Source organism: Bradyrhizobium uaiense (assembly GCF_010811875.1).
In the GTDB taxonomy this organism is placed as follows: Bacteria; Pseudomonadota; Alphaproteobacteria; order Rhizobiales; family Xanthobacteraceae; genus Bradyrhizobium; species Bradyrhizobium uaiense.
Map to the genome: position 1 here is coordinate 1 of NZ_VKHP01000172.1, position 20,692 is coordinate 20,692.

The window sequence follows — 20,692 nt, forward strand, 5'->3', positions numbered from 1 at the left end:
TGATTTCCGACAGCGGCATCGGCCTGGCGCTGTCAGAGGTCAAGCGCCTGTTCCGGCCGTTCTCGCAGGCCAATGTCTCGATCGCCGCGCGGTTCGGCGGCGCCGGGCTCGGCCTGTCCTCGGTCCGCAGCAGGAAGCGTCCGCCCGAATGCCGCGCGAGGTCGTGGTTGAGCAGTGCCGAATAGGCGTGGCCGAGATGCAGGTGGCCGTTCGGACTCGGTGCGAAGCGGAAAACGGGTGGCATGGTCGTTGGTCGCGCATCATTGCCGGGCTCGATCCGGCGATTCTTGTGTGGGCATGAGAACCGGTTTCCACTTTTCCGGATCATGCAGCTGGACAAGACTCTGTTACGATAGGAGATGGATGCACGGGTCAAGCCCCGCGCACGACAAGCCGACACAGATCCCGCAATGCTGATTCATCTCGAAACCCAGGCCGACCTCGACGAAGCGGTCCAGAAGCTGGTCGACCAGGACCGGCGCCTGCGCCCGATCCTCGAATCGACCGGGATGCCGGCGATCCGGCAGCGTGAGCCCGGGTTTGCGGGGCTTGCCGCGATCATCTGCGGCCAGCAGCTCTCGACCGCGAGTGCTGCGGCGATCTGGGGACGCGTCAGCAAGGCGTTCGATCCGTTCCACCATGAAGCGATCCGCAAGGCGCGCGCCGACCGGCTTGGCCGGCTCGGGCTGTCGGCGGCCAAGATCAAGACGCTCAAGCACATCGCGCGCGAGCTCGCCGAGGAGCGGCTGAACCTCGACGTGCTCGCCAACGAGGAGGCCGATGCCGCGCACAACACGCTGACCGCGCTGCCCGGAATCGGCCCGTGGACCGCCGACGTCTATCTGCTGTTCTGCCTCGGCCATGGCGATGCCTGGCCCGCGGGCGACCTTGCCGTGCAGGAGGCGGTCAAGGTCGGGCTCGGGCTGAAGGAGCGGCCGACGCCGAAGCAGATGGCGCCGCTTGCGGAGCCGTGGCGCCCGCTGCGCGGCGCGGCCGCCCATCTGTGGTGGGCGTATTATCGCGTGCTGAAAAATCGCGAAGGCGTGATCGCCGCCGCGAGGTAGCTGTGGTCAAGAAAAGCACACCAACGGTGCGATCGCGTGATATAGCATCAGCGTGGAGATACTTATTCAATTTGCCGGCCCCGCCCATTTCGCACACCCAGCACATCCTTCCTGCAAGGAGGACTGACCTGGTTTCCCTTCGCATCCCGCTTGCGCTGCTCTCGATATCGCTCGGCGCTGTCGCCGCTGTCTGGTGGTGGCTGGGCATCCCGGTCAACCTGGTGCGCGCGCCGATCGATCCGAACGATAAGGTTCAGTGCATCTCGTACGCCCCGTTCCGAAACAATCAGACATCACTTTCGCCGGAAACGCAGGTCTCGCCTGAACAGATCGCGGAGGATCTCGCCCAGCTTGCGAAGATTTCTCACTGCATCCGGACCTATGCGACCGATCTCGGTCTCGATCAGATTCCCGGACTCGCGGCCAAGGCCGGGCTGAAAGTCATCCAGGGCATTTTTCTCGACCGGGACCGCAAGAAAAACGCGACGCAGGTTGAAACGGCGATCCGCCTCGCCAAGGAATACCCGGACACGATCATCGCGCTCGTGGTCGGCAACGAGGTCCTGTTGCGCAAGGAAATGTCGGCGTCCGACCTCGCCGCCCTGATCCGCTCGATCAAGGCGCAGGTCTCGATCCCCGTCACCTATGCCGACGTCTGGGAGTTCTGGCTGAGCAACCGCGAACTGGCCGACGTCGTCGACTTCGTCACGATTCACATCCTGCCGTACTGGGAGAATATTCCGATCGCAGCGGAACACGCCGCCGCGCACGCCGACGAGATGCGCCGGCAGGTCGCGGCGGTTTTTCCGGGCAAGGAAATCTTCATCGGCGAAATCGGTTGGCCGAGCGAGGGGCGGATGCGCGAGTCCGCGCTGCCGTCGCGCATCAATCAGGCACGGGTGGTCTCGGAGGTGCTCGACCTTGCCCGCCGCGAGCATTTCCGCGTCAACCTGTTCGAGGCCTATGACGAAGGCTGGAAGCGCGAGATCGAAGGCACCATCGGCGGATCCTGGGGCCTGTTCGATTCCGAAGAACGCACGCTGAAATATCCGGCTGGCGTGCCGATCAGCAATTTCCCGTCCTGGAAATTGCAGATGGGCAGCGGAATGGCGCTGGCGATCCTGGTGTTCGGCGCGGCATGGCGGACCTTGCGCCGCAAGCCGAGGACGCCCGGATTCGCATCATGGCTTGCGGTCGGAGTATCGGCAACCACCGCCGGGATCCTGTTCGGGGTCGCCGCCCAGCGGATGATCTATGAAAGCTCCGGAACGGGCGGCTGGCTTATTTGGGGCTCGCTTCTGGTGGCGGCAACCGCCTCGCCGCTGTTCGGCGCCAACGCCCTGATGTCGGGTCGCGCACCGCCCAGTTTCCAGGAGTTGTTGGGGCCGAAGGGCTACCACACCGAAACGGTTCTGGTGACGTTGCACGGATTGGCCCTGATCGTCACCGTCGTGATCGGGACGGCGGCGGCGGTCGGCCTTGTGTTCGATCCGCGCTTCATCGATTTTCCGTTTGCGCCGCTCACCATGGCGGCGGTGCCGTTTGCGGCGATGACGCTGCTCAATCCTCCGACGAAGGGAATCCGCCCGCTGGCGGAATCGATCTTTGCCGGCATCTTTGTCGGAGCCGCCGTCTATACGCTCCTCAACGAAGGGCTCGAGAACTGGCAGGCGCTGTGGACATGCGCGATCTTTGTCCTGCTTGCGGGGACGCTGTGGCGGGCGCGGGCCTGAGACTGCGTTCTAGCCGCGCAGCCTGACGCGATCCTCGCGCGCGCAGTCGGTGACGAAGCCGATCACGGCCCGCACCGAGGGAAGCTCGACCAGATCGGGATGGGCGAGCAGCCAGAGATCGGAGAGGCTCGATAGCTTTTGCGGCGCGACCCGAACCAGATCGGGATAATCGGCGCCGACCAGGCAGGACAGCGCGCAAATCCCGAGCCCGGCCCGCGCCGCCGCCAGCATGTCGCCCTGCGAGGAACAACGCATCACCAGCGTGCCCTGCCGTGTGATGACATCGCTCCACCTCGCCAGCCGCACATTCGAGGCCTGGTCGGCAAACCCGATCACGCTGTGGCCTTTCCATTCATCCGGCCGCTCAGGAAGCTTGCGCCCGGCCGCATAGAGGCGCGAGGCATAGAAGCCGGCGCCGAGCCGCCCGATCCTGCGGCCGATCAGGTTCTCGTCTCCCGCATCGACCGGCCGCAGCACCACGTCGGCCTCGCGGCGGCGCACGCTCGCTGGAAACGGATGGGTGATGATCTCGAGCTGGATGTTGGCATGATCGCGCAGGAACGGACCGAGCCGCGGCATCAGCCAGTGCGCGGCAAGCGTCGCGCCGATCGAGAGTTTGACGACGCCACGGGCTTGCTCACCGGTCGCAGAGGCCGAGGCCTCCGCGCGCAGGGCCGCCGCGGCCATCGCTTCAGCGTGCTCGCGGAACTTGCGGCCGTGCGAGGTCAGCGACAACCCGTCGTTGGAACGCGCGAACAGTCGGGTCCCGAGCTGCTTCTCGAGCGCCGCGACGTTGCGGCCGACGGTGGGGTGGCTGATGCGCAGCCGCCGGGCCGCCGCGGCAAGGCTGCGCGTCTCCGCCACCGCGACGAACGTCTTGCAAAGCTCCCAGTCCATGCCGCTCGCCTTCCCAGCGCGCCACCGTTCATTTCTGGCCTATCTGCCGTTCAATATTGAACGTCACGACGCAGCCGTCCAGCCTTATATTGCCGCGCAAGAAGAGCCCGGCGCTCCAGCCATCACAACGCATCCCGATCCGCTCCGGCTACCCGGCCGGGCGGTCCACCCATGGAGGATACAAGACATGTCGCTGCCTGCTTCGCTCGCCAACAAGCTTGAACTGCCGGTCGTCGGCTCCCCGCTGTTCATCGTCTCGGGACCGGAGCTCGTGATCGCGCAGTGCAAGGCCGGCATCGTCGGCTCGTTCCCGGCGCTGAACGCCCGCCCGGTCGAGAAGCTCGGCGAGTGGCTGACTCAGATCGAGAACGAGCTCGGCGAGTACCAGGCGCTGCATCCGGAGAAGAAGGTCGCGCCCTACGCGGTCAACCAGATCTGCCACGCCTCCAACGACCGGCTGATGCACGACATGGAAACCTGCGTGAAGCACAAGGTGCCTGTGATCATCACCTCGCTGCGCCCGCCGTCCGAGATCGTCGAGGCAGCGCATTCCTATGGCGGTGTCGTGTTCCACGACGTCATCAACGTGAAGCACGCGCGCAAGGCCGCCGAGCAGGGCGTCGACGGATTGATCCTGGTTTGCGCCGGCGCCGGCGGCCATGCCGGCACGCTGTCGCCGTTCGCGCTGGTGCGCGAGGTCAAGCAATGGTTCAAGGGCACGATCCTGCTGTCGGGCGCGATCTCCGACGGTTGGAGCATCGCATCGGCGCTCGCGCTCGGCGCCGACCTCGCCTATGTCGGCACCCGCTTCATCGCCACCGAGGAAGCCAACGCCGACATCAGGTACAAGCAGGCGCTGACCGAATACGCTGCGCACGACATCGTCTATTCGAACCTGTTCACCGGCGTGCACGGCAACTACCTCGGACCGTCGATCGCGGCCGCCGGCCTCGATCCGGCCAACCTGCCGGTCGCCGACAAGACCAAGATGAATTTCGGCTCCGGCGGCAACACCAAGGCCAAGGCCTGGCGCGACATCTGGGGTTCGGGCCAGGGCATCGGTCCGATCGTCGACGCCCCGCCGGTCGCCGAGCTGGTGGCGCGGCTGAAGGCGGAGTACACCGAGGCCCGCAACGATTTCCTGCGGGCCAGCGCCTGACCTTGGACGATCGCCTGGAGAAGCGCAGCATGATCATCAGCGGCGACAGACAGATCAGCTATGGCGACATTCACGCCCGCATCGCCCGGGCGGCCACCGGCTTCCGCGCGCTCGGCGTACGCGACGGCAAGCCGGTCGGTATGATGCTGCGCAACGATTTCGCGCTGTTCGAGGTGGTCGCGGCCTCCGCCGCGCTCGGCAGTCCGGTGGTGCCGATCAACTGGCATCTGAAGGCCGACGAGGTCGCCTACATCCTCACGGACAGCGGCGCCGACACGCTGGTCTGCCACGCCGACCTGCTGCCGCAGATCCGCGACGGGCTGCCGCCGGGAATCAAGCTGCTGGTCGTAACCACGCCACCCGAGATAGCCGCGGCCTATGGCGTCGCGCCGGCGCTCACGCGCGTGCCTGACGGCATGACCGATTGGGACATCTGGCGTGAGACGCACCAACCGCTGGCCGACGCACCGATCGGCGCAGCGCCGATGTTCTACACCTCGGGCACAACCGGACTCCCGAAGGGCGTCAAGCGGAAGCCGATGCGGCCCGAGCAGCAGGCGGCGGCCGCGCGCGTCGGGGCCCTCACCTACGGCGTCAAGCCGAACGAGGACCAGGTGATCCTGATGAACGGCCCGATGTACCATTCGGCGCCGCACTCCTATGGCATGCTCGCCTTCCGCAACGGCTGCACGATCGTGCTGGAACCGCGCTTCGATCCCGAGGATCTGCTGCAACTGATCGCGCGCCATCATGTCACGCATATGCACATGGTGCCGACCATGTTCGTGCGGCTGCTGCGGTTGCCCGAGGAGACGCGCCGCCGCTACGACCTGTCGTCGCTGCGCTTCATCGTGCATGGCGCAGCGCCCTGCCCGGTCGACGTCAAGCGGGCGATGATCGAGTGGTGGGGACCCGTCATCAACGAATATCTCGGCTCCACCGAGACCGGCATCCCGGTCTGGCACTCGGCCGCCGAGGCGCTGGCCAAGCCCGGCACGGTCGGCCGCGCCATCGAGGGCGGCATCGTCAAGATCTTCCGTCCCGACGGGACGCAATGCGACATCGGGGAGCCCGGCGAGATCTTCATGCGCCAGACCGCGATCTCGGATTTCGATTACCATGGCAACGCCAAGGCGCGCGCCGAGGCCGACCGCGACGACCTGATCAGCGTCGGCGATGTCGGCTATCTCGACGCGGACGGCTATCTGTTCCTATGCGACCGCAAGCGCGACATGGTGATCTCGGGCGGCGTCAACATCTATCCCGCCGAGATCGAGAATGCCCTGATCGGAATGGCAGGCGTCCGCGACTGCGCGGTGTTCGGCGTTCCCGACGACGAGTATGGCGAGCGGCTGTTCGCCTGCGTCGAGCCGGAGGCCGGCAGCGCACTGTCGGCGGCAGCGATCCAGGATTTTCTGCGCGGCAAGCTCGCCAATTTCAAGGTGCCGCGCGACATCCGCTTCATGGACGCGCTGCCGCGCGAGGCGACCGGCAAGATCTTCAAGCGCAAGCTGCGCGACCTCTACCGCGAGGGACAGCTCAGCTGAGCAGGGCGACCGCGGAACAAACGGCGTTTGAAACTTAGTTGCTGTTGCAAAAGGCCGGCAATCGACGCCACGATGCGCCCGCATCCGAAGCTGGGATCATCGCCATGAACTCGACCGACTTCATCGTCATCCGCAACGACCTGCAGCAGTGCAAGGTGATCGAGACGCAGTTGCCCGATGCCGCGGCGCTGCCGGCCGACGCGCTGCTGGTGAAGGTCACCCGCTTCGCCTTCACCGCCAACAACATCACCTATGCCGTGATCGGCGAGCAGCTGAAATACTGGCATCTGTTCCCGGCGCCCGAAGGCTACGGCATCATCCCGGTATGGGGCTTTGGCGAGGTGCTGGCCTCCAAGCACCCGAATGTCGCAGTCGGCGAAACGCTATTCGGCTATTTCCCGATGGCGACCCATCTGGTGATCGAGGCGGCCGACGTCAGCAAGCGCGGCTTGCGCGATGGCGCCGCGCACCGGCAAGAGGTCTCGCCGGTCTACAACAACTATGCCCGCGTCTCCAGCGACCCGACCTATGCCGGCCGGCAGGGCGATTTCCGCGCGCTGCTGCTGCCGCTGTTCATGCTGTCGTTTCTGGTCGACGACGCCCTCGCCGAGAATGAATTCTACGGCGCGCGCCGCGTCATCCTGTCGTCGGCCTCGAGCAAGACCGCGTTCGGGCTCGCCCATCTCCTGCACGAACGGGGCATCCGGGTGATCGGGCTGACCTCCAAGGGCAATGTCGATTTCGTCAGCTCGCTCGGCTGCTATGACGAGGTCGTCACCTATGACCAGATCGCCGCGATCCCGTCGGCCGAGCCGGTTGCCTATGTCGACATGGCCGGCAACAGCGCGCTGCGCGAGAGCCTGCACCGGCACTTCGGCGCGCAGATGGTCTATTCCGGCCGGGTCGGCCTCACGCATCGCGCGAGCGAGCCGGACGAGCCGACGGTGCCTGGCGCCAAGCCGGTGTGGTTCTTCGCGCCGGACCAGATCCGCAAGCGCGCCAAGGAATGGGGTCCCGGCGGCATCGACCAGCGCTTCGGCGCCGCATGGACGGAGCTCGCACCACACCTGCCCAACTGGCTCGATGTCGTCGAGCGGCGCGGCCCGGCCGCGGTGCGCGAGGCCTATCTCGATACCCTGCAAGGCCGCGTTCCGCCGGATAAAGGCTTGATCCTGTCGCTGGCCGAATAGGCGCTATCCCGTCACGCCCTTTCTGCAGCCTCGCCAATGGGTATAGGCTTGCAGCCAAGGGAACGCCGCCAAGAAAATGTCACCAAGCGGCCGATGACGAGAAACGCCCAATGCTCGACAAGACGGACGATATTTCGGTCGCCGCCGACAATTGGCTTGTGCAGTTCGAGGATGCGCTGGCCGGCCCCGACGATGTGCTGCTGAAGCCGCTGTTCCATCCCGACAGCTACTGGCGCGACGTGCTGGCGCTGAGCTGGAACATCCAGACCGTCAACCGCGCCTTTGCCATCATCGAGGAACTGCCGGCGCATGCGCGTCGCAGCGCGCCGCACGACTTCCGCATCGATGCCGAGCGTGCCGCGCCGCGCCGGGTGATGCGCGCCGGCACCGACGCGATCGAGGCGATCTTCAAATTCGAGACGGCCATTGGCCGCGGCCATGGCATCGTGCGACTGATCGCCGACGCAGCCGATGGCGACCGCTTGAAAGCCTGGACATTGCTGACGGCACTCGAGGAACTGAAGGGCTTTGAGGAGCAGCAGGGCCACAACCGGCCGCGCGGACAGGCCCATTCCCGCGACTTTCGTGGACCGAACTGGCTCGACCTGCGCAAGGCATCCACTGAGTATGCCGACCGCGATCCTGATGTGCTGGTGGTCGGCGGCGGACAGGCGGGGCTTGCGATCGCCGCGCGGCTGCAAGCGCTCAAGATCGACGCGCTGATCGTCGACCGCGAGGCGCGGGTCGGCGACAATTGGCGCAAGCGGTACCACGCGCTGACCCTGCACAACCAGGTCCAGGTCAATCATTTGCCCTACATGCCGTTCCCGCCGAACTGGCCGACCTACATTCCGAAGGACAAGCTCGCCAACTGGTTCGAATCCTATGTCGACGCCATGGAGCTGAACTTCTGGACCGGCACGGAATTCGTCGGCGGCAGCTATGACGACGCACAGGGACGCTGGACCACCGAGCTGCGCCGCGCCGACGGCACGACACGCAAGATGCGGCCGCGCCATATCGTGATGGCAACCGGCGTCAGCGGCATCCCCAATTTGCCCGACATCCCCGGCCTGAAGAATTTTGGCGGCAAGGTCATGCATTCCAGCCGCTACGAGGACGGCGAGACCTGGACCGGCAGGCGCGCGCTGGTGATCGGCACCGGCAACAGCGGCCACGACATCGCGCAGGACCTGCACTCCTCCGGCGCCGAGGTGACGCTGGTGCAACGCTCCTCGACGCTGATCACCAATATCGAGCCGTCAGCGCAGCTTGCCTATGCCGCCTACAATGAAGGCACGCTCGAGGACAATGACCTGATCGCGACCTCGATGCCGCTGGCGCTCGCCAAGCGTAGCCACGTGCTGATCACCGAGCAGTCGAAGGAGCTCGACAAGCCGCTGCTCGACGGCCTCGCCCGCCGGGGCTTCAAGCTCGATTTCGGCGACGGCGGCACCGGCTGGCAGTTCAAATACCTGACCCGCGGCGGCGGCTATTACTTCAATGTCGGCTGCTCCGATCTCGTCGCGAGCGGCGCGGTCGGACTGAAGCAGTTTGCCGACATCGAAGCCTTCGTGAGCGAAGGCGCGCGGCTGAAGAGCGGCGAAACGGTTGCAGCCGATCTGATCGTGCTCGCGACCGGCTATCGGCCGCAGGAAGAGCTGGTGAAGAAGCTGTTCGGCGAGGCCATGGCCGCGCGCGTCGGCCCGATCTGGGGCTTCGGCGACGGCCAGGAGCTGCGCAACATGTACACCCGCACGCCGCAGCCCGGCCTGTGGTTCATCGCCGGCAGCCTCGCGCAATGCCGCATCAACTCGCGTTATCTCGCGCTGCAGATCAAGGCGATCGAGGAAGACCTGTTGCCGCGCGGCGTCGGGCCGGTGGCGAAGTGTTCGTAGTCAGTCGTCATTCCCCGGTGCGCAATTGCGCACCGGGGAATGACGGGAAGAGAGGACGTACAATGCCAACCATCCTCGGCACCGGCGAGCACCGTTATCGTGTCGTCGAGAACTTCGCGAAACTGCCCGATGGCTGGAGCCTGACGGATGTCGCCTCCGTCGCGGTCGACAGCAAGGACCGCGTCTATGTCTTCAATCGCGGCGAACGCCCGATGGTGGTGCTCGACCGCGAGGGAAACTTCATCCGGAGCTGGGGCGAAGGCGTGTTCTCGCGCGCCCACGGCCTGCACATCGACGCCGACGACAATCTCTATTGCACCGATGACGGCGACCACACCGTGCGCAAATGCTCCGCGGACGGCAAGGTGCTGCTGACGATCGGCATCCCGAACAAGCCGGCGCCGTTCATGAGCGGCGAGCCGTTCCACCGCTGCACCCATACCGCGCTGTCGCCAAAGGGCGAGATCTACATCTCGGACGGCTACGGCAATGCCTGCGTCCACAAGTACACGCCGGATGGAAAGCTGATCAAGACCTGGGGCGAGCCCGGCACCGATCCCGGCCAGTTCAACATCGTGCACAACATTGCGACCGATGCCGACGGCTTCGTCTACGTCGCCGACCGCGAGAACCACCGTGTCCAGGTGTTCGACGGCAACGGCAGATACGAGACGCAGTGGAACAACCTGCACCGGCCCTGCGCGCTGTGCTGCTGCGGTGGCGGCAAGCAGCCGAACTTCGTGATCGGCGAGCTCGGCCCCGGCATGGCGGTCAACCGCAGGGTGCCCAATCTCGGCCCGCGGCTGTCGATCGTCGATCACACCGGCAAGCGCATCGCCCGGCTCGGCGGCGAGCACGGCCCGGGCGTCGAGACCGGCAAATTCCTGGCGCCGCACGGCCTGGCGCTGGATTCGCGCGGCGACATCTATGTCGGCGAGGTCGGCGTCACCGACTGGAACACCAGCTTTCCGGACACCGAGATGCCGGCCGCGGTGCGGGTGACGCGGTGCCTGCAGAAGCTGGAGCGGGTGACGGGGTAGCGAAATTAAATTGAAGGGCAGCGCCCTCTATCCCCGTCACCCTGAGGTGGCCGCTTCTTCAGCGGCCCTCGAAGGGTCGACGGCCCAGTCGGTGGCCGTGCATCCTTCGAGGCTCGCTCCGCTCGCACCTCAGGATGACGGACCGATAGCTTGCGACGGATCAAAGAGCTGACTACGCCAGCCTTCGGCCGGTGACATCAAACCTCGCCGATCACCTCGCGGCGGCGCTGCTCGGATTCTTCCGCATAGCGCCGCATCGCGTGGGCTTCGGTGAGCAGGCCGATCGGCCGCCGGTCGCGTTCGCCCTCGACCACGGCGAGCGATTCCGCTTCGGCGGCATCGAACACCGCAATCGCCTCCTGCACGTTCATGCCGGGATGCAGCACCACGTCGGCGTAGCGCAGGATGGCGGCAAGGCCCTTGTCGGCCTCGAAATCGGGCGCGTGCGCCTCCGCGACCAGCGCGAGCCCGGCATAACGTCCCTCGCCGTCGAGCGCGACGACCTGGGTCTTCGAGCCCGGCGGGAATTCCTCGCGGAACGCCTCGATCGACATCGCCGCGGCGACCGTGATCATGTCCTGGCGCATCATCTTGCCGACCGTGAGATCGCGGATCCAGCCGATATCGGCGGCGCTGCGGATGGTCTCGCCGCGCAGATGCAGCCGCCAGGTCGCGAACGAATAGCCGAACAGCTCGCGCGTGATCGTGGTCGAGATGATGACCGCGACCAGCACCGCGGTGGTGAGCCAGAGGTTGCCGGTGGATTCCAGCGCGATGAACGACATCGTCAGCGGACCGCCGATCACCGAAGCCGACAGCGCGCTCATGCCGATCACCGCATAGGCATTGGGATCGAGGTTGAGCCCCGGCCACACGATGTCGACGCCGGCCGCGAACAGCCGGCCGCCGAGCGCGCCCATGAACAGCGTGGCGAAGAACAATCCGCCGCGAAAGCCGGAGCCGAGCGAGACGATCGAGGCGATCGCCTTCAGCACGAACACGCCGGCGATGAAGGTGAGCGGCATCGCCACGATGCCGGCGAAACGCAACGCGCCGTGGCCCGACGACATCACCTGCGGTGTCAGCAGCGCCATCGCGCCGACCGCAAGCCCGCCGAGTGCCGGCCGCAGCGGCTGCCAGAGCCGGGTTTTGGTGAGCAGCGCCTCGCACAGCGTCACCCCGCGCATGATCGCAATGCCGGTCAGCGCCGCGACCATGCCGAGCAGCGAGGCAATCGCAAGATCCCGCCCGAGCACGTCGCCGACGGTTCCGACGCCGACACCGAGCGGCAGCGGCTCGAAGGCATGGGCGACGAAGTATCCGGTCACTGCCGCCACGCCGACCGGGGTCAGGCTCGCCGGCGTGTAGCCGCCGATCACAAGTTCGAAAGCATAGAAGGCGCCCGCGAGCGGCGCGCTGAAGGCGCCGGCGATCGCCGCCGCCGCGCCGCAGCCGACCATGATTCGCTGGTCGTTGCGGCGGAGGTGAAAGCCGCGGCCGAGCGAGGCGGCCAGGCCGCTGGACAATTGCGTGTAGCCAGCCTCGAGCCCGACCGAGCCGCCGACGCCGCTCGACCAGATCGTCTGCAGCGCCACGATCACGCTGCCGCGGAACGACATCCGCCCGCCATACAGCGCGTTGGCCTCGATCGGGTCGATCTCGCGGGCCGGCCGGACCCGGAGCAGCAGCAGGAACGCAAATCCCAGCAGCAGGCCGCCAATTGTGGGAACCACGAGCGCGCGCACCGGATCGATGCTCGGCTGGCTCGATAACCGTTCGCCCAGCGGGATATTGAACAGCACCGAATGCAGCACCGTGACGAGGGCGCTCATGACCGCCACCACGAGGCCGCCAATGGCGCCGATCAGCACCGCCAGCACCACGAGACTGGTCTCGTGCGCGCGGACGAATGCGCGCAACCGGCGCGGCGCCTCGAGATAGCTTGTGGTTGTGGTCATCGGCAGGAGTCCGTCACTGGCCGAGGGGCTTGCGGCTCCCTTTACGGGCCTCGCGGGCAGGAAGCAATCGGGGCAGGAACATGGCAGGGGACGGCGGATAAGCTGCTCATTGCTCTTCACAATCCCGTCACGCTGCCTGTAGTATGTGAGTGCATGCTGCTTCGCAGCTAATGGGAGTCAGGAGCGTTATTTGAACGCACATGTCTCACAAGGCGGTTGGCCGGTGCTGGTGCTGAATGCGGACTTCCGGCCGCTGAGTTATTACCCGCTGTCGCTCTGGTCCTGGCAGGACGCGATCAAGGCGGTGTTCCTCGATCGTGTCAACATCGTCGAATATTACGACCGGGCGGTCCGAAGTCCGTCCTTCGAAATCCAGTTGCCGAGCGTCGTATCCCTCAAGTCCTTCGTCAAGCCGACCACCCACCCCGCCTTCACCCGGTTCAACGTTTTCCTGCGCGACCGATTCAGCTGCCAATATTGCCTGTCGGCCGACGACCTCACCTTCGATCACATCATCCCGCGCAGCAAGGGTGGCCAGACCACCTGGGAGAATGTCGTCGCCGCCTGCTCGCCGTGCAATCTGCGCAAGGGCAATCTGACGCCGCAGCAGGCCAAGATGTTTCCGAAGCAGACGCCCTATGCACCCACCGTGCATCAGCTCCACCGCAACGGCCGGCTGTTCCCGCCGAACTATCTGCACGAGAGCTGGCTCGATTATCTCTACTGGGATACTGAGCTCGATCCGTAGCGCGCGGCGCTGCAGCAGCCGTATGCGTGGTGTGCTGCGACTCATAAGAATGTCAAAACACACATAAGAATGTCACGTTTTTCGTCCCTCCCAGGCTCGGAAAATGACAACCTAAGGTAGGCAAACCGCCGGGGTTTGGCTGAATTCCTGCTGATTCCGGCCCGTGGCAAGGCGCGGTGAACGTCTCAAAATGGCGCCTTCTTAGAGATTGAGCGCCAGGCTAAAGCCCTCTAACGTTTGAAGCGCCACGTTTCCTGCCGGTAAGCGCGCTTGCAGCGTCGCCTGTTGGACGTCCGGAGGTTCCCTTGGGCTCGGTACAAAATGCTGAAGCACGTATGACCGCAGAAGCAAGGAAGGCCGTGCTGGAGAGTGGCGATTGGTTGACGGCCGCCGAAATTGCGAGGTTAACCGGCCTCAGCGTCCACCATCCGAGCGCACAGCCAAACAAATGGAGGAAAGAAGGCCAGATCTTCGCCATCCGGCATCTGAACATCGACCATTTCCCGAGATATGCATTGGATCCCGCAGTCGGTTACTATCCATTCAAGTCAATGGTGCAGGTACTGAGAACCTTTCAGGGGAAGAAGGACGACTGGAACCTCGCGTACTGGTTCGCATCGGTCAACAGCTTCCTGGGTGGTAAGCGCCCGCAAGATGTTTTGGCTACCCAACCCGAGCGAGTCCTCAAGGCGGCGGAGGATGAAGTTGCGGGTGTCCTCCACGGTTAGAGCCCTTCAGCCTTGGCGGCGTCCACGCCGACCAAATCTACCATCCCGATTGCAATCATGGCCGCTGAGGTAAGATGTCGACCATCTGTCTGAGATGTCCAATCGGAACGCAGTCCGCTCATGACGGATTCCGCCTTGCAGGATCCAGCTCTAGGATTCCGCCAATCAGCGGAGTCGAGCATGAAGGCGGAGCACTTGGCGGCCTATTTTCAGAAGAAAATCGCGAAGGCGATTCCGTACAACGTCTTTATCCCGAATGGTCGCGGCCAGGATCCGGTCTATTGGGTTTATGAGCTGGAGGTCACTGCCGTCGACGGCGAGGACGTTCACATGATGGTAACGCAGAAGGGCGTTCGTGAAGTCGCAGGAAGGTGGCTCATGAGGCACGACGTAACCAGGGGAGACATCGTCATTCCGCTCCAAGATGGGGATGTTGTGACGCTAGTCTTGGGCATGGCGGTAGCGATCCGAGGTCTGCCCAAAGCGATGCATCTGTTGACCCGGTCCGACAGCCTTCACATTTGTTATCGCGAGTACGGTTCGCGCTGCGAGGGTTACAACAACACTTGGTCGCCGCCTCGCACATAGCCAGGCCGTTCAAATTTTAGGAATCTCTCGGACAGACCTTTCAAGGATTCGAACTATCGTGATCCAATGAGCATCACGATCGACGTCGTGTTCGAATGTTTCGCGCCCTAACGCCGCCCCTCATAGTTTGAGGCGGCGGCCCGCAGCGCTGGCTCCCGAACAGTCTTCTGATCTCAGCGAACCACGCAGGCGGCCTCGCCTGAGTACAAAGAAACTTGCCCGCCGCAGCGGACGACCTTGCGCGTCCGGAGATGGGCACAAGGGAGTGAACCATAGCTTCGGCCCCGTTGCGCGTCAGCGCCCCGCAATCCCCTTACAGGGACTTCGACATCGCCTTCACGGAGCCGGAAAATCCAGCTGAGCTGGCGAGAGCCATTTGCACAGATGCCGAGACCGGATTGGTCATCGGTTACCCGCCGATCGCGCCTAACCGCAGCAACGTTGACATCACCACAGAGGAGGTCATCCGGATGATCGGAGGCACCTACCGCCTGGCCTCGATCGCCGTTGAGATTGGGACGGACGAGTTGGCCAGGCAGACGCGGCGGATATCCGATGAGCTGCGGATACGGCGGCGGCTATGGCGGCGTCGGCGCCGCAGTGGCGTTCAGGTGTGAAATCGAAATGATGGATCAGGAGCGACGTTGTCCGACAATTTCGTCATCATCCCCCTAATCTATGGCGCATTAACCATGGCCGGGGTGGTATAGCGCAGCGACGGCGATCTCGTGAAGTCCCGATCGCGAACGTCAAGGTGATCCGGCGGACGTTCCAGCCTATTTGGATCCCCCGCGCAGGTCCCAACAGACATTCACATGAACCGACGGCCTGCACCGTTTGGACTTGAGAATAGTCGGGTGATTGCAGTTGAGCCGGCGGCTCTGGCGGCGACGGAAGCCCCCCGGGCGACGGCACGCCCACCAATAAGCATTGCGTGATCTTGTCCCAAAGCAAGCGGGGAACGCTTGACATCATCGCATGCTCATGCGATGCATCGCCTATGCGATATCCGGGCGGTAAAGGTCGTTGTTTTCAACACATCATTTCGATGATGCCGCCTCATGATGTGTACATCGAGGCATTTCTCGGCGGCGGCGCCGTGCTCAGAAGTAAGCTTCCAGCAAGGAGAAGCATTGCGATCGAGGCCGACCCTGCAGTGGTTGCAAGATGGGCCGGAGAAAAGATCAGCGGCTTTGAAATCGTGAATGGCGACGCCGTCGAATTCCTTTCGAATTATCAGTTTGAAGGAAACGAACTCGTCTACTGTGACCCCCCTTATCTCCAGGAGACCAGACGCAAGGCACGCATCTATCGCTACGAATATTCTCGAAGGCAGCACGAGGCGCTACTCACGACTCTCGACGGCCTCCCATGTCACGTCATGGTGAGCGGATACCGCTCACACATGTACGAAGAACGGCTCAAGAACTGGATCGCCGTGGACTTCCCCGGCGACAGCCACACTGGTCCTCGAACAGAGACGGTTTGGCTCAACTTTGATCCTCCGGAAGTGCTTCACGACTACCGATTCATTGGCCGGACGTTTCGTGATCGGGAGAGCATCAAACGACGTCGCGACGCGATTTCCAAGCGCATCGAAGCACTCCCGCCGATCGAACGAAACGCAATTTTAAGCCATTTGGCAGCAACGTATTCGTATCACAGCAGCCTGAATCGACGACTGACCGGCATGTCTGATGGGGCCGAAAGGGCACAACAATGACCGTCGAAGCGTTCGCAGCCGACGCAGCGATGGGGCGCTTCTATACCAACCCGTCCATCGGCGATGTGCTCATAAGTTCGATCAGAGCCCGACCAAAGAGGATCATCGATCTTGGCTCTGGTGGAGGCGCGCTAACATTGGCCGCACTCCGAAAATGGAGCCCGACTGAAATTATTACCGTCGACATCGACGAACGCAAAAGGAGCAGGCTCGACTACTCGAACAGCCGTCGCCACGTACACGTGGTGGCCGACGCGCTCGATTTTGACCTACCCCGCTTGCTTCCACCAGGCGCACTCTTCGATGCTGCAATCTGCAACCCACCCTATATCACCCCAACATGGAAGCCGGCCTTCCGAGCTATCCTTGAGGACGCAGGTCTAGCTGACGCAATTGATGGAAGCCCACTTCTCGGAGCGGACGTACTCTTTCTGGCGCAGAACCTCCGGCTCACTAAGATTGGCGGTCGTGTTGGCTTGATTGTTCCGGATGGCGTAGTCACGGGTAGGAGGCTGGTCGGCTTGCGTCGCAGAATTATGTCCGATCATTGCGTGGAAAGCGTGGTGCAACTTCCACGAAACTGCTTCAAATCTACCGAGGCGCAAGCCTTTATCATGGTGTTGGCGAAGCAGCGTCCACAAGCGTCGACCATATCACTGCGTCAGTTGGACAATGCTGGAAAGCTTTCCGAACCCGTGTTGGTAGATGCCGACCGGGCAGCAGAACGGTGTGACTACGCTTATCACTCTGCAACGCAGTCGCCAGCGAAACAGACATTCACACTGAAGGACGCCAAGGCCGCGATCGTGCGCGGGTCCATGCATTCGGGCGAAGCCAAGCGATCCCACCACCCGTATGTCCACACGTCCGATCTTCCCACCGAAGGTCCTCGCCGCCTCTCATTTTCGAAAGATCACGCCATCTCGCGTGGCAGAAAATTCGCCCTGGCAGAACCCGGCGACATTCTTGTTGCAAGAATCGGCCGCAACCTGCACTTTAAAGTTGCCATCGTTTCAACAGGAAGGCTACCCTTGACTGACTCGATCTTTCGGATCCGGGTCACGAGGAGGTGGCGTAAAATGGTGTTCATGGGCTTGAGTTCGCAGCAAGGCGCCGCAGCACTACAAGCAGCCGCCCGCGGCGTCGGTGCGCGAGTTTTGACCAAGGACGATCTGATGAGAATAGAACTGCTGAGATCATGAACGACGAGGCCGATGTTGTAGAACCCGAAGAATCCGAAGAGGGATTTGAGGAGCGTGCCGATCAGGTCTCAGAGCAAGTTCTCAGAGATGATACGGTCACCGGCGATTGGTTTGATATCATCTACAAGGCATTGATAGCACGGGGCACGGTACTAGTCGTTGGCCCGCGAGGATGCGGCAAAACGCACATGATGCGTTACACTTGGCTCAGGTGCTGCGAAGCCAAAAATCTTCCGCTGGCAATCTACGTCTCGTTCAACAGGTATCTCCGCCTCGAACCACTTCTAAAGACCAGAAATGACGCGCTTTCATTATTCCAAATCTGGGTGCTTAGCCGAATCCTTCTCGCCGCGGACGACACTGTCGAGCAAGTTGTCCAGCGCATCTCGCCACCGGTGAACAAGCCCAATGCCTTTGCGTCCTTTGGTATCGATCGTGGGCAAGTTGAGACATTAATCCGCCGTCTCGAGAAAGCCGGTCCGTTGACGCAGCAGGAGGAAGCAATTGCCAACGCTATATCCATTGAAGGCGTAGTGCGATCTCTTACCCTTCTATTCAAGGAGTTAGGCAGAACGCGCCTTGTTCTTTTCCTTGACGATGCTGCCCTGGTTTTCGCTCAAGAATTCATGGCTGAATTCCTCGACGTGGTTCGCGTTCTTAAGCAGCAGAATATTTCGCCCAAATGTTCTGTGTATCCCGGTTCAACAGAGTACGGGCCTCGCTTCCATGCCGACCATGAGGCACAATTTGTGCACGCATGGCTCCCCGTTGACCATCCCTCATACCGCGACATCATGGGCTCTATAGCCAGCAAACGGTTTGCTGAGGGCAGCCGACTTGGAAGCGACGTGAATGGTGTACTCATGTACGCAGCATTCGGCGTTCCGAGAGCCTATCTTACAATGTCACGTGCAATGGTGACGACGCTGCGTGAAACGGCGACACCCGGCAAGGCTGCGAGTGGACAGTCCGCTGTGCAACAGGCGCTCAACAAGGTCATTCAAGAACATCGTGACGGTAGATTGCGCGAGTTTCGCTCGCTGAAGCTGAAAATGCCGAAGTTCAGCACAATCATTGACGCAGGTGAACAGCTTTTCCAGAGTGTCGTTGGAACTATGAAGAAGAGGAACGACGCACTCGCGGACATACCCGAAAAGCAGTTGTTGTTTGGGATTACTACAGAAGAGATGACCGCCATTCCGAGACGGATGTTCCGGCTACTCGTCGAGGCTGGCCTTCTCTTCGAACTTCCAGAGGTCTCGCATGGTCCTAAAAGGACATACCATCGCTACACACCACACCTCGCGGCGTTGATTGCAGCGCGAGCATTCGCGGGCAGTAGTCGAGGCAACTCACCAAGCCAGACGCTGAGCTTTATTGAGAGGAAGCCAACCAAGCATCCCATCCGACAGTCCCTCACGAGTTTGCTGCCTTCGATCGATTCCGTACGATTTGACTTGCCGCCCTGCCAGGCGTGCAAGACACCGCGCATCAGCGACGAACAGAAATTCTGTCACAATTGTGGAACGCGCCTAGCCGACGATTCAACGTTCACGCGTCTGATGAAGCTTCCTATCGCCGAAGTACCGAACCTTTCCGACTGGGCGCGCTCCGAAATTGACAACATTGGGATCAAGACCATTGCGGAGCTTCTAGCGTACGAAGACCCTGGTACAGAACTTCGTAAGATCTATGGGGTCGGCCCTCGGCGCGCCGAGAGATACCTGTCGGTAGTGAACGCCTACATTGATGAATTTCTATCATGAACGCTACGACCATCGTACCGATCACCTATAAAGCGATCTCCTCAGTCACGGTTCTGCCGAAGATCGACACGGTACGCCTATTTGGTGACCCCGTCGCCACCGTGCGAAGTCCCATCGACATCTTCTTTCTCAATACAAATAACATCAATAAAATCTATCTGAACTATCCCGGCGGCGGAGCCCTCCCTCCAGAGCTTGGAGCAGTGGTTGTTCTTGGCTATATGTCCGCCGTCGAGAGTTACATCCGGTCCATCTTTACCGAGGTTATTCGCCTAGACAAGAGAGCGCGCGACGCGGTCGCGCAGAAGCCGGTTACATTCGCCGCAGCATTTCATCTCTCACCCACCATGCTGCCAGAAGCGCTGCTTGAGAACACCTCCTTTTCTGATGCTAAGGAACTAGAAAAGGCGATCTCGACTACGATTGGGTTCAACTCGCTTCCCAAAGATGTGAAAGCCTCGCTCGAGACCTTCAACAAAATCTGCCATCTCCGGCACTGCTGCGTCCACAGGTTCGGCAGACTAGGCACACGCAATGCCATCGAACTCGGCTTTGACGAACATTTGGATCTGCTCGAGCGGCCTTTCTCACCCACGCTGACGGACATTGCCGACATCGCTGACGCCCTCCAGATAACAGTCAAGACAATAAACAATTTTCTGTTCGGGACGATACTTGAGCGAACTATGGAAGAAAGGTCTCGCCCCATCTGGCACTTGAGCTACTCGCAAGATCGTGAACGCTTCTTGGGCTACTATAAGGTATTCGCACTCAAATCTGCTCTGCCGGCTTCACCATCGCCGAAAGAGATCTATTCGAGCTTTGTTAGGGACAATAGACCGCGGCTGAAGCGAATACTTGAGACAGCGGCCATCAGCGGCACGTCTTAGGCGCGTATCTATCTATCGATTTGACGGCGTTTCGTCAGTCTCCATCACGGCGACGCCGCTAACTTCTGGTTGAGGTTTTGGCGTGCTGTTGCAGTAAGGTTCAAGTACAGGGCGCGGATCCGGCGAAGACCGGAGTGTTTCAATTCAACTGCGGTGGGAAGCTTTTGACGCAGCCTTTCTGGCTGCCGAGTCGCGGGTACATTCTTTGCGCACTGCAGTAGGGCATCGGACCCGAAACGCCGCGCCGGCCTTACGTTGCGTCCAAGGCGGGTTGGGAATTCTGGAGTCAATGCCATGCCGGAGACAACCGGCCGACTATCATCCTCACCAAGGAAAGTAAGCGCGTTGTTCTGCAACCCGAAGAGCACCGGCGTAACCCAACAAATCGAGGACAAGTCCGACATCCCATTTTGGAAGGCGATAGCCCGTCAGGCGTAAGCGATCAGCCGAAGCCGTTCATGGCTTATAATTCCAGGGCATGAGTTGATCGATGTTGGAGATCGGCCATCGGTTGGCGACGCGCTCGAGGGTCTGCGTTAGCCAGGCGAGCGGATCGACGTC

The 20,692-nt window shown here is 62.2% G+C and carries 18 protein-coding genes and 2 pseudogenes; 16 read left to right on the forward strand and 4 right to left on the reverse strand.

Annotated elements, in window-relative coordinates; genetic code table 11:
* Window positions 1-140: pseudogene (locus FNJ47_RS31740) on the forward strand (ATP-binding protein); the annotation flags it as partial.
* Here the strand turns inward: FNJ47_RS31740 and FNJ47_RS31745 are convergent.
* Window positions 116-244: pseudogene (locus FNJ47_RS31745) on the reverse strand (glutamate--tRNA ligase family protein); the annotation flags it as partial. The pseudogenes FNJ47_RS31740 and FNJ47_RS31745 sit on opposite strands and share 25 nt — an antisense overlap.
* A gap of 166 nt (window positions 245-410) precedes the next feature.
* On the opposite strand from FNJ47_RS31745, the gene FNJ47_RS31750 reads away from it, so the two are divergent.
* Both FNJ47_RS31750 and FNJ47_RS31755 read left to right on the forward strand, forming a co-directional pair.
* On the forward strand, window positions 411-1,064 hold the full coding sequence (locus FNJ47_RS31750) for a DNA-3-methyladenine glycosylase family protein (protein WP_163159886.1): 654 nt from the start codon (window positions 411-413) through the stop codon (window positions 1,062-1,064).
* Between the two features lie 128 nt (window positions 1,065-1,192).
* Window positions 1,193-2,797 carry a glycoside hydrolase family 17 protein gene (locus FNJ47_RS31755; protein ID WP_163159900.1) on the forward strand — a complete coding sequence of 535 codons (1,605 nt, stop codon included), beginning with the start codon at window positions 1,193-1,195 and terminating at the stop codon, window positions 2,795-2,797.
* Between the two features lie 9 nt (window positions 2,798-2,806).
* On the opposite strand, the gene FNJ47_RS31760 is transcribed toward FNJ47_RS31755, so the two are convergent.
* Window positions 2,807-3,694, reverse strand: coding sequence for a LysR family transcriptional regulator (locus FNJ47_RS31760; protein WP_163159887.1), 888 nt, complete (start codon window positions 3,692-3,694; stop codon window positions 2,807-2,809).
* A gap of 187 nt (window positions 3,695-3,881) precedes the next feature.
* On the opposite strand from FNJ47_RS31760, the gene FNJ47_RS31765 reads away from it, so the two are divergent.
* From FNJ47_RS31765 to FNJ47_RS31785, 5 genes are all read left to right on the forward strand, one after another.
* On the forward strand, window positions 3,882-4,853 hold the full coding sequence (locus FNJ47_RS31765; protein ID WP_163159888.1) for an NAD(P)H-dependent flavin oxidoreductase: 972 nt from the start codon (window positions 3,882-3,884) through the stop codon (window positions 4,851-4,853).
* 29 nt (window positions 4,854-4,882) lie between these two features.
* Window positions 4,883-6,400, forward strand: coding sequence for an acyl-CoA synthetase (locus FNJ47_RS31770; RefSeq protein WP_163159889.1), 1,518 nt, complete (start codon window positions 4,883-4,885; stop codon window positions 6,398-6,400).
* Between the two features lie 104 nt (window positions 6,401-6,504).
* Entirely contained in the window at window positions 6,505-7,590 is a 1,086-nt protein-coding gene (locus FNJ47_RS31775) for a DUF2855 family protein (protein WP_163159890.1), read from the forward strand.
* Window positions 7,591-7,700: 110 nt separating this feature from the next.
* Entirely contained in the window at window positions 7,701-9,488 is a 1,788-nt protein-coding gene (locus FNJ47_RS31780) for a flavin-containing monooxygenase (RefSeq protein WP_163159891.1), read from the forward strand.
* A 62-nt stretch (window positions 9,489-9,550) separates the two neighbouring features.
* Window positions 9,551-10,528, forward strand: a complete 978-nt coding sequence (locus FNJ47_RS31785) for a peptidyl-alpha-hydroxyglycine alpha-amidating lyase family protein (RefSeq protein WP_163159892.1) — start codon at window positions 9,551-9,553, stop codon at window positions 10,526-10,528.
* A gap of 197 nt (window positions 10,529-10,725) precedes the next feature.
* Here the strand turns inward: FNJ47_RS31785 and FNJ47_RS31790 are convergent, their stop codons facing one another.
* Complete coding sequence (locus FNJ47_RS31790) at window positions 10,726-12,486, reverse strand: chloride channel protein (protein ID WP_163159893.1); 1,761 nt, start codon at window positions 12,484-12,486, stop codon at window positions 10,726-10,728.
* 190 nt (window positions 12,487-12,676) lie between these two features.
* Between FNJ47_RS31790 and FNJ47_RS31795 the strand changes: the two genes are divergently transcribed.
* The 8 genes from FNJ47_RS31795 (at window position 12,677) to FNJ47_RS31830 (ending at window position 20,131) form a co-directional block, all read left to right on the forward strand.
* Window positions 12,677-13,234 (forward strand): HNH endonuclease, encoded by a 558-nt coding sequence (locus FNJ47_RS31795; RefSeq protein WP_139486795.1) that lies wholly within the window; start codon window positions 12,677-12,679, stop codon window positions 13,232-13,234.
* A gap of 305 nt (window positions 13,235-13,539) precedes the next feature.
* Entirely contained in the window at window positions 13,540-13,962 is a 423-nt protein-coding gene (locus FNJ47_RS31800; RefSeq protein ID WP_206685366.1) for a hypothetical protein, read from the forward strand.
* Between the two features lie 180 nt (window positions 13,963-14,142).
* Window positions 14,143-14,550, forward strand: coding sequence for a hypothetical protein (locus FNJ47_RS31805; RefSeq protein ID WP_163159894.1), 408 nt, complete (start codon window positions 14,143-14,145; stop codon window positions 14,548-14,550).
* A gap of 398 nt (window positions 14,551-14,948) precedes the next feature.
* Window positions 14,949-15,167, forward strand: coding sequence for a hypothetical protein (locus tag FNJ47_RS31810; protein ID WP_163159885.1), 219 nt, complete (start codon window positions 14,949-14,951; stop codon window positions 15,165-15,167).
* Window positions 15,168-15,550: 383 nt separating this feature from the next.
* Window positions 15,551-16,273, forward strand: a complete 723-nt coding sequence (locus FNJ47_RS31815) for a DNA adenine methylase (protein ID WP_163159895.1) — start codon at window positions 15,551-15,553, stop codon at window positions 16,271-16,273.
* The gene (locus tag FNJ47_RS31820; protein ID WP_163159896.1) at window positions 16,270-17,475 is read left to right on the forward strand and encodes an N-6 DNA methylase; all 1,206 of its coding nucleotides are present in this window, start codon (window positions 16,270-16,272) and stop codon (window positions 17,473-17,475) included. The genes FNJ47_RS31815 and FNJ47_RS31820 overlap by 4 nt, the downstream gene beginning before the upstream one ends.
* The gene (locus tag FNJ47_RS31825) at window positions 17,472-19,241 is read left to right on the forward strand and encodes a zinc ribbon domain-containing protein (protein WP_163159897.1); all 1,770 of its coding nucleotides are present in this window, start codon (window positions 17,472-17,474) and stop codon (window positions 19,239-19,241) included. The genes FNJ47_RS31820 and FNJ47_RS31825 overlap by 4 nt, the downstream gene beginning before the upstream one ends.
* The gene (locus FNJ47_RS31830) at window positions 19,238-20,131 is read left to right on the forward strand and encodes a hypothetical protein (protein WP_163159898.1); all 894 of its coding nucleotides are present in this window, start codon (window positions 19,238-19,240) and stop codon (window positions 20,129-20,131) included. Before FNJ47_RS31825 ends, FNJ47_RS31830 begins: the two co-directional genes overlap by 4 nt.
* A gap of 456 nt (window positions 20,132-20,587) precedes the next feature.
* On the opposite strand, the gene FNJ47_RS31835 is transcribed toward FNJ47_RS31830, so the two are convergent.
* Window positions 20,588-20,692 (reverse strand): transposase domain-containing protein (locus FNJ47_RS31835; RefSeq protein ID WP_163159899.1); only part of this gene is annotated, 105 nt, incomplete at its 5' end.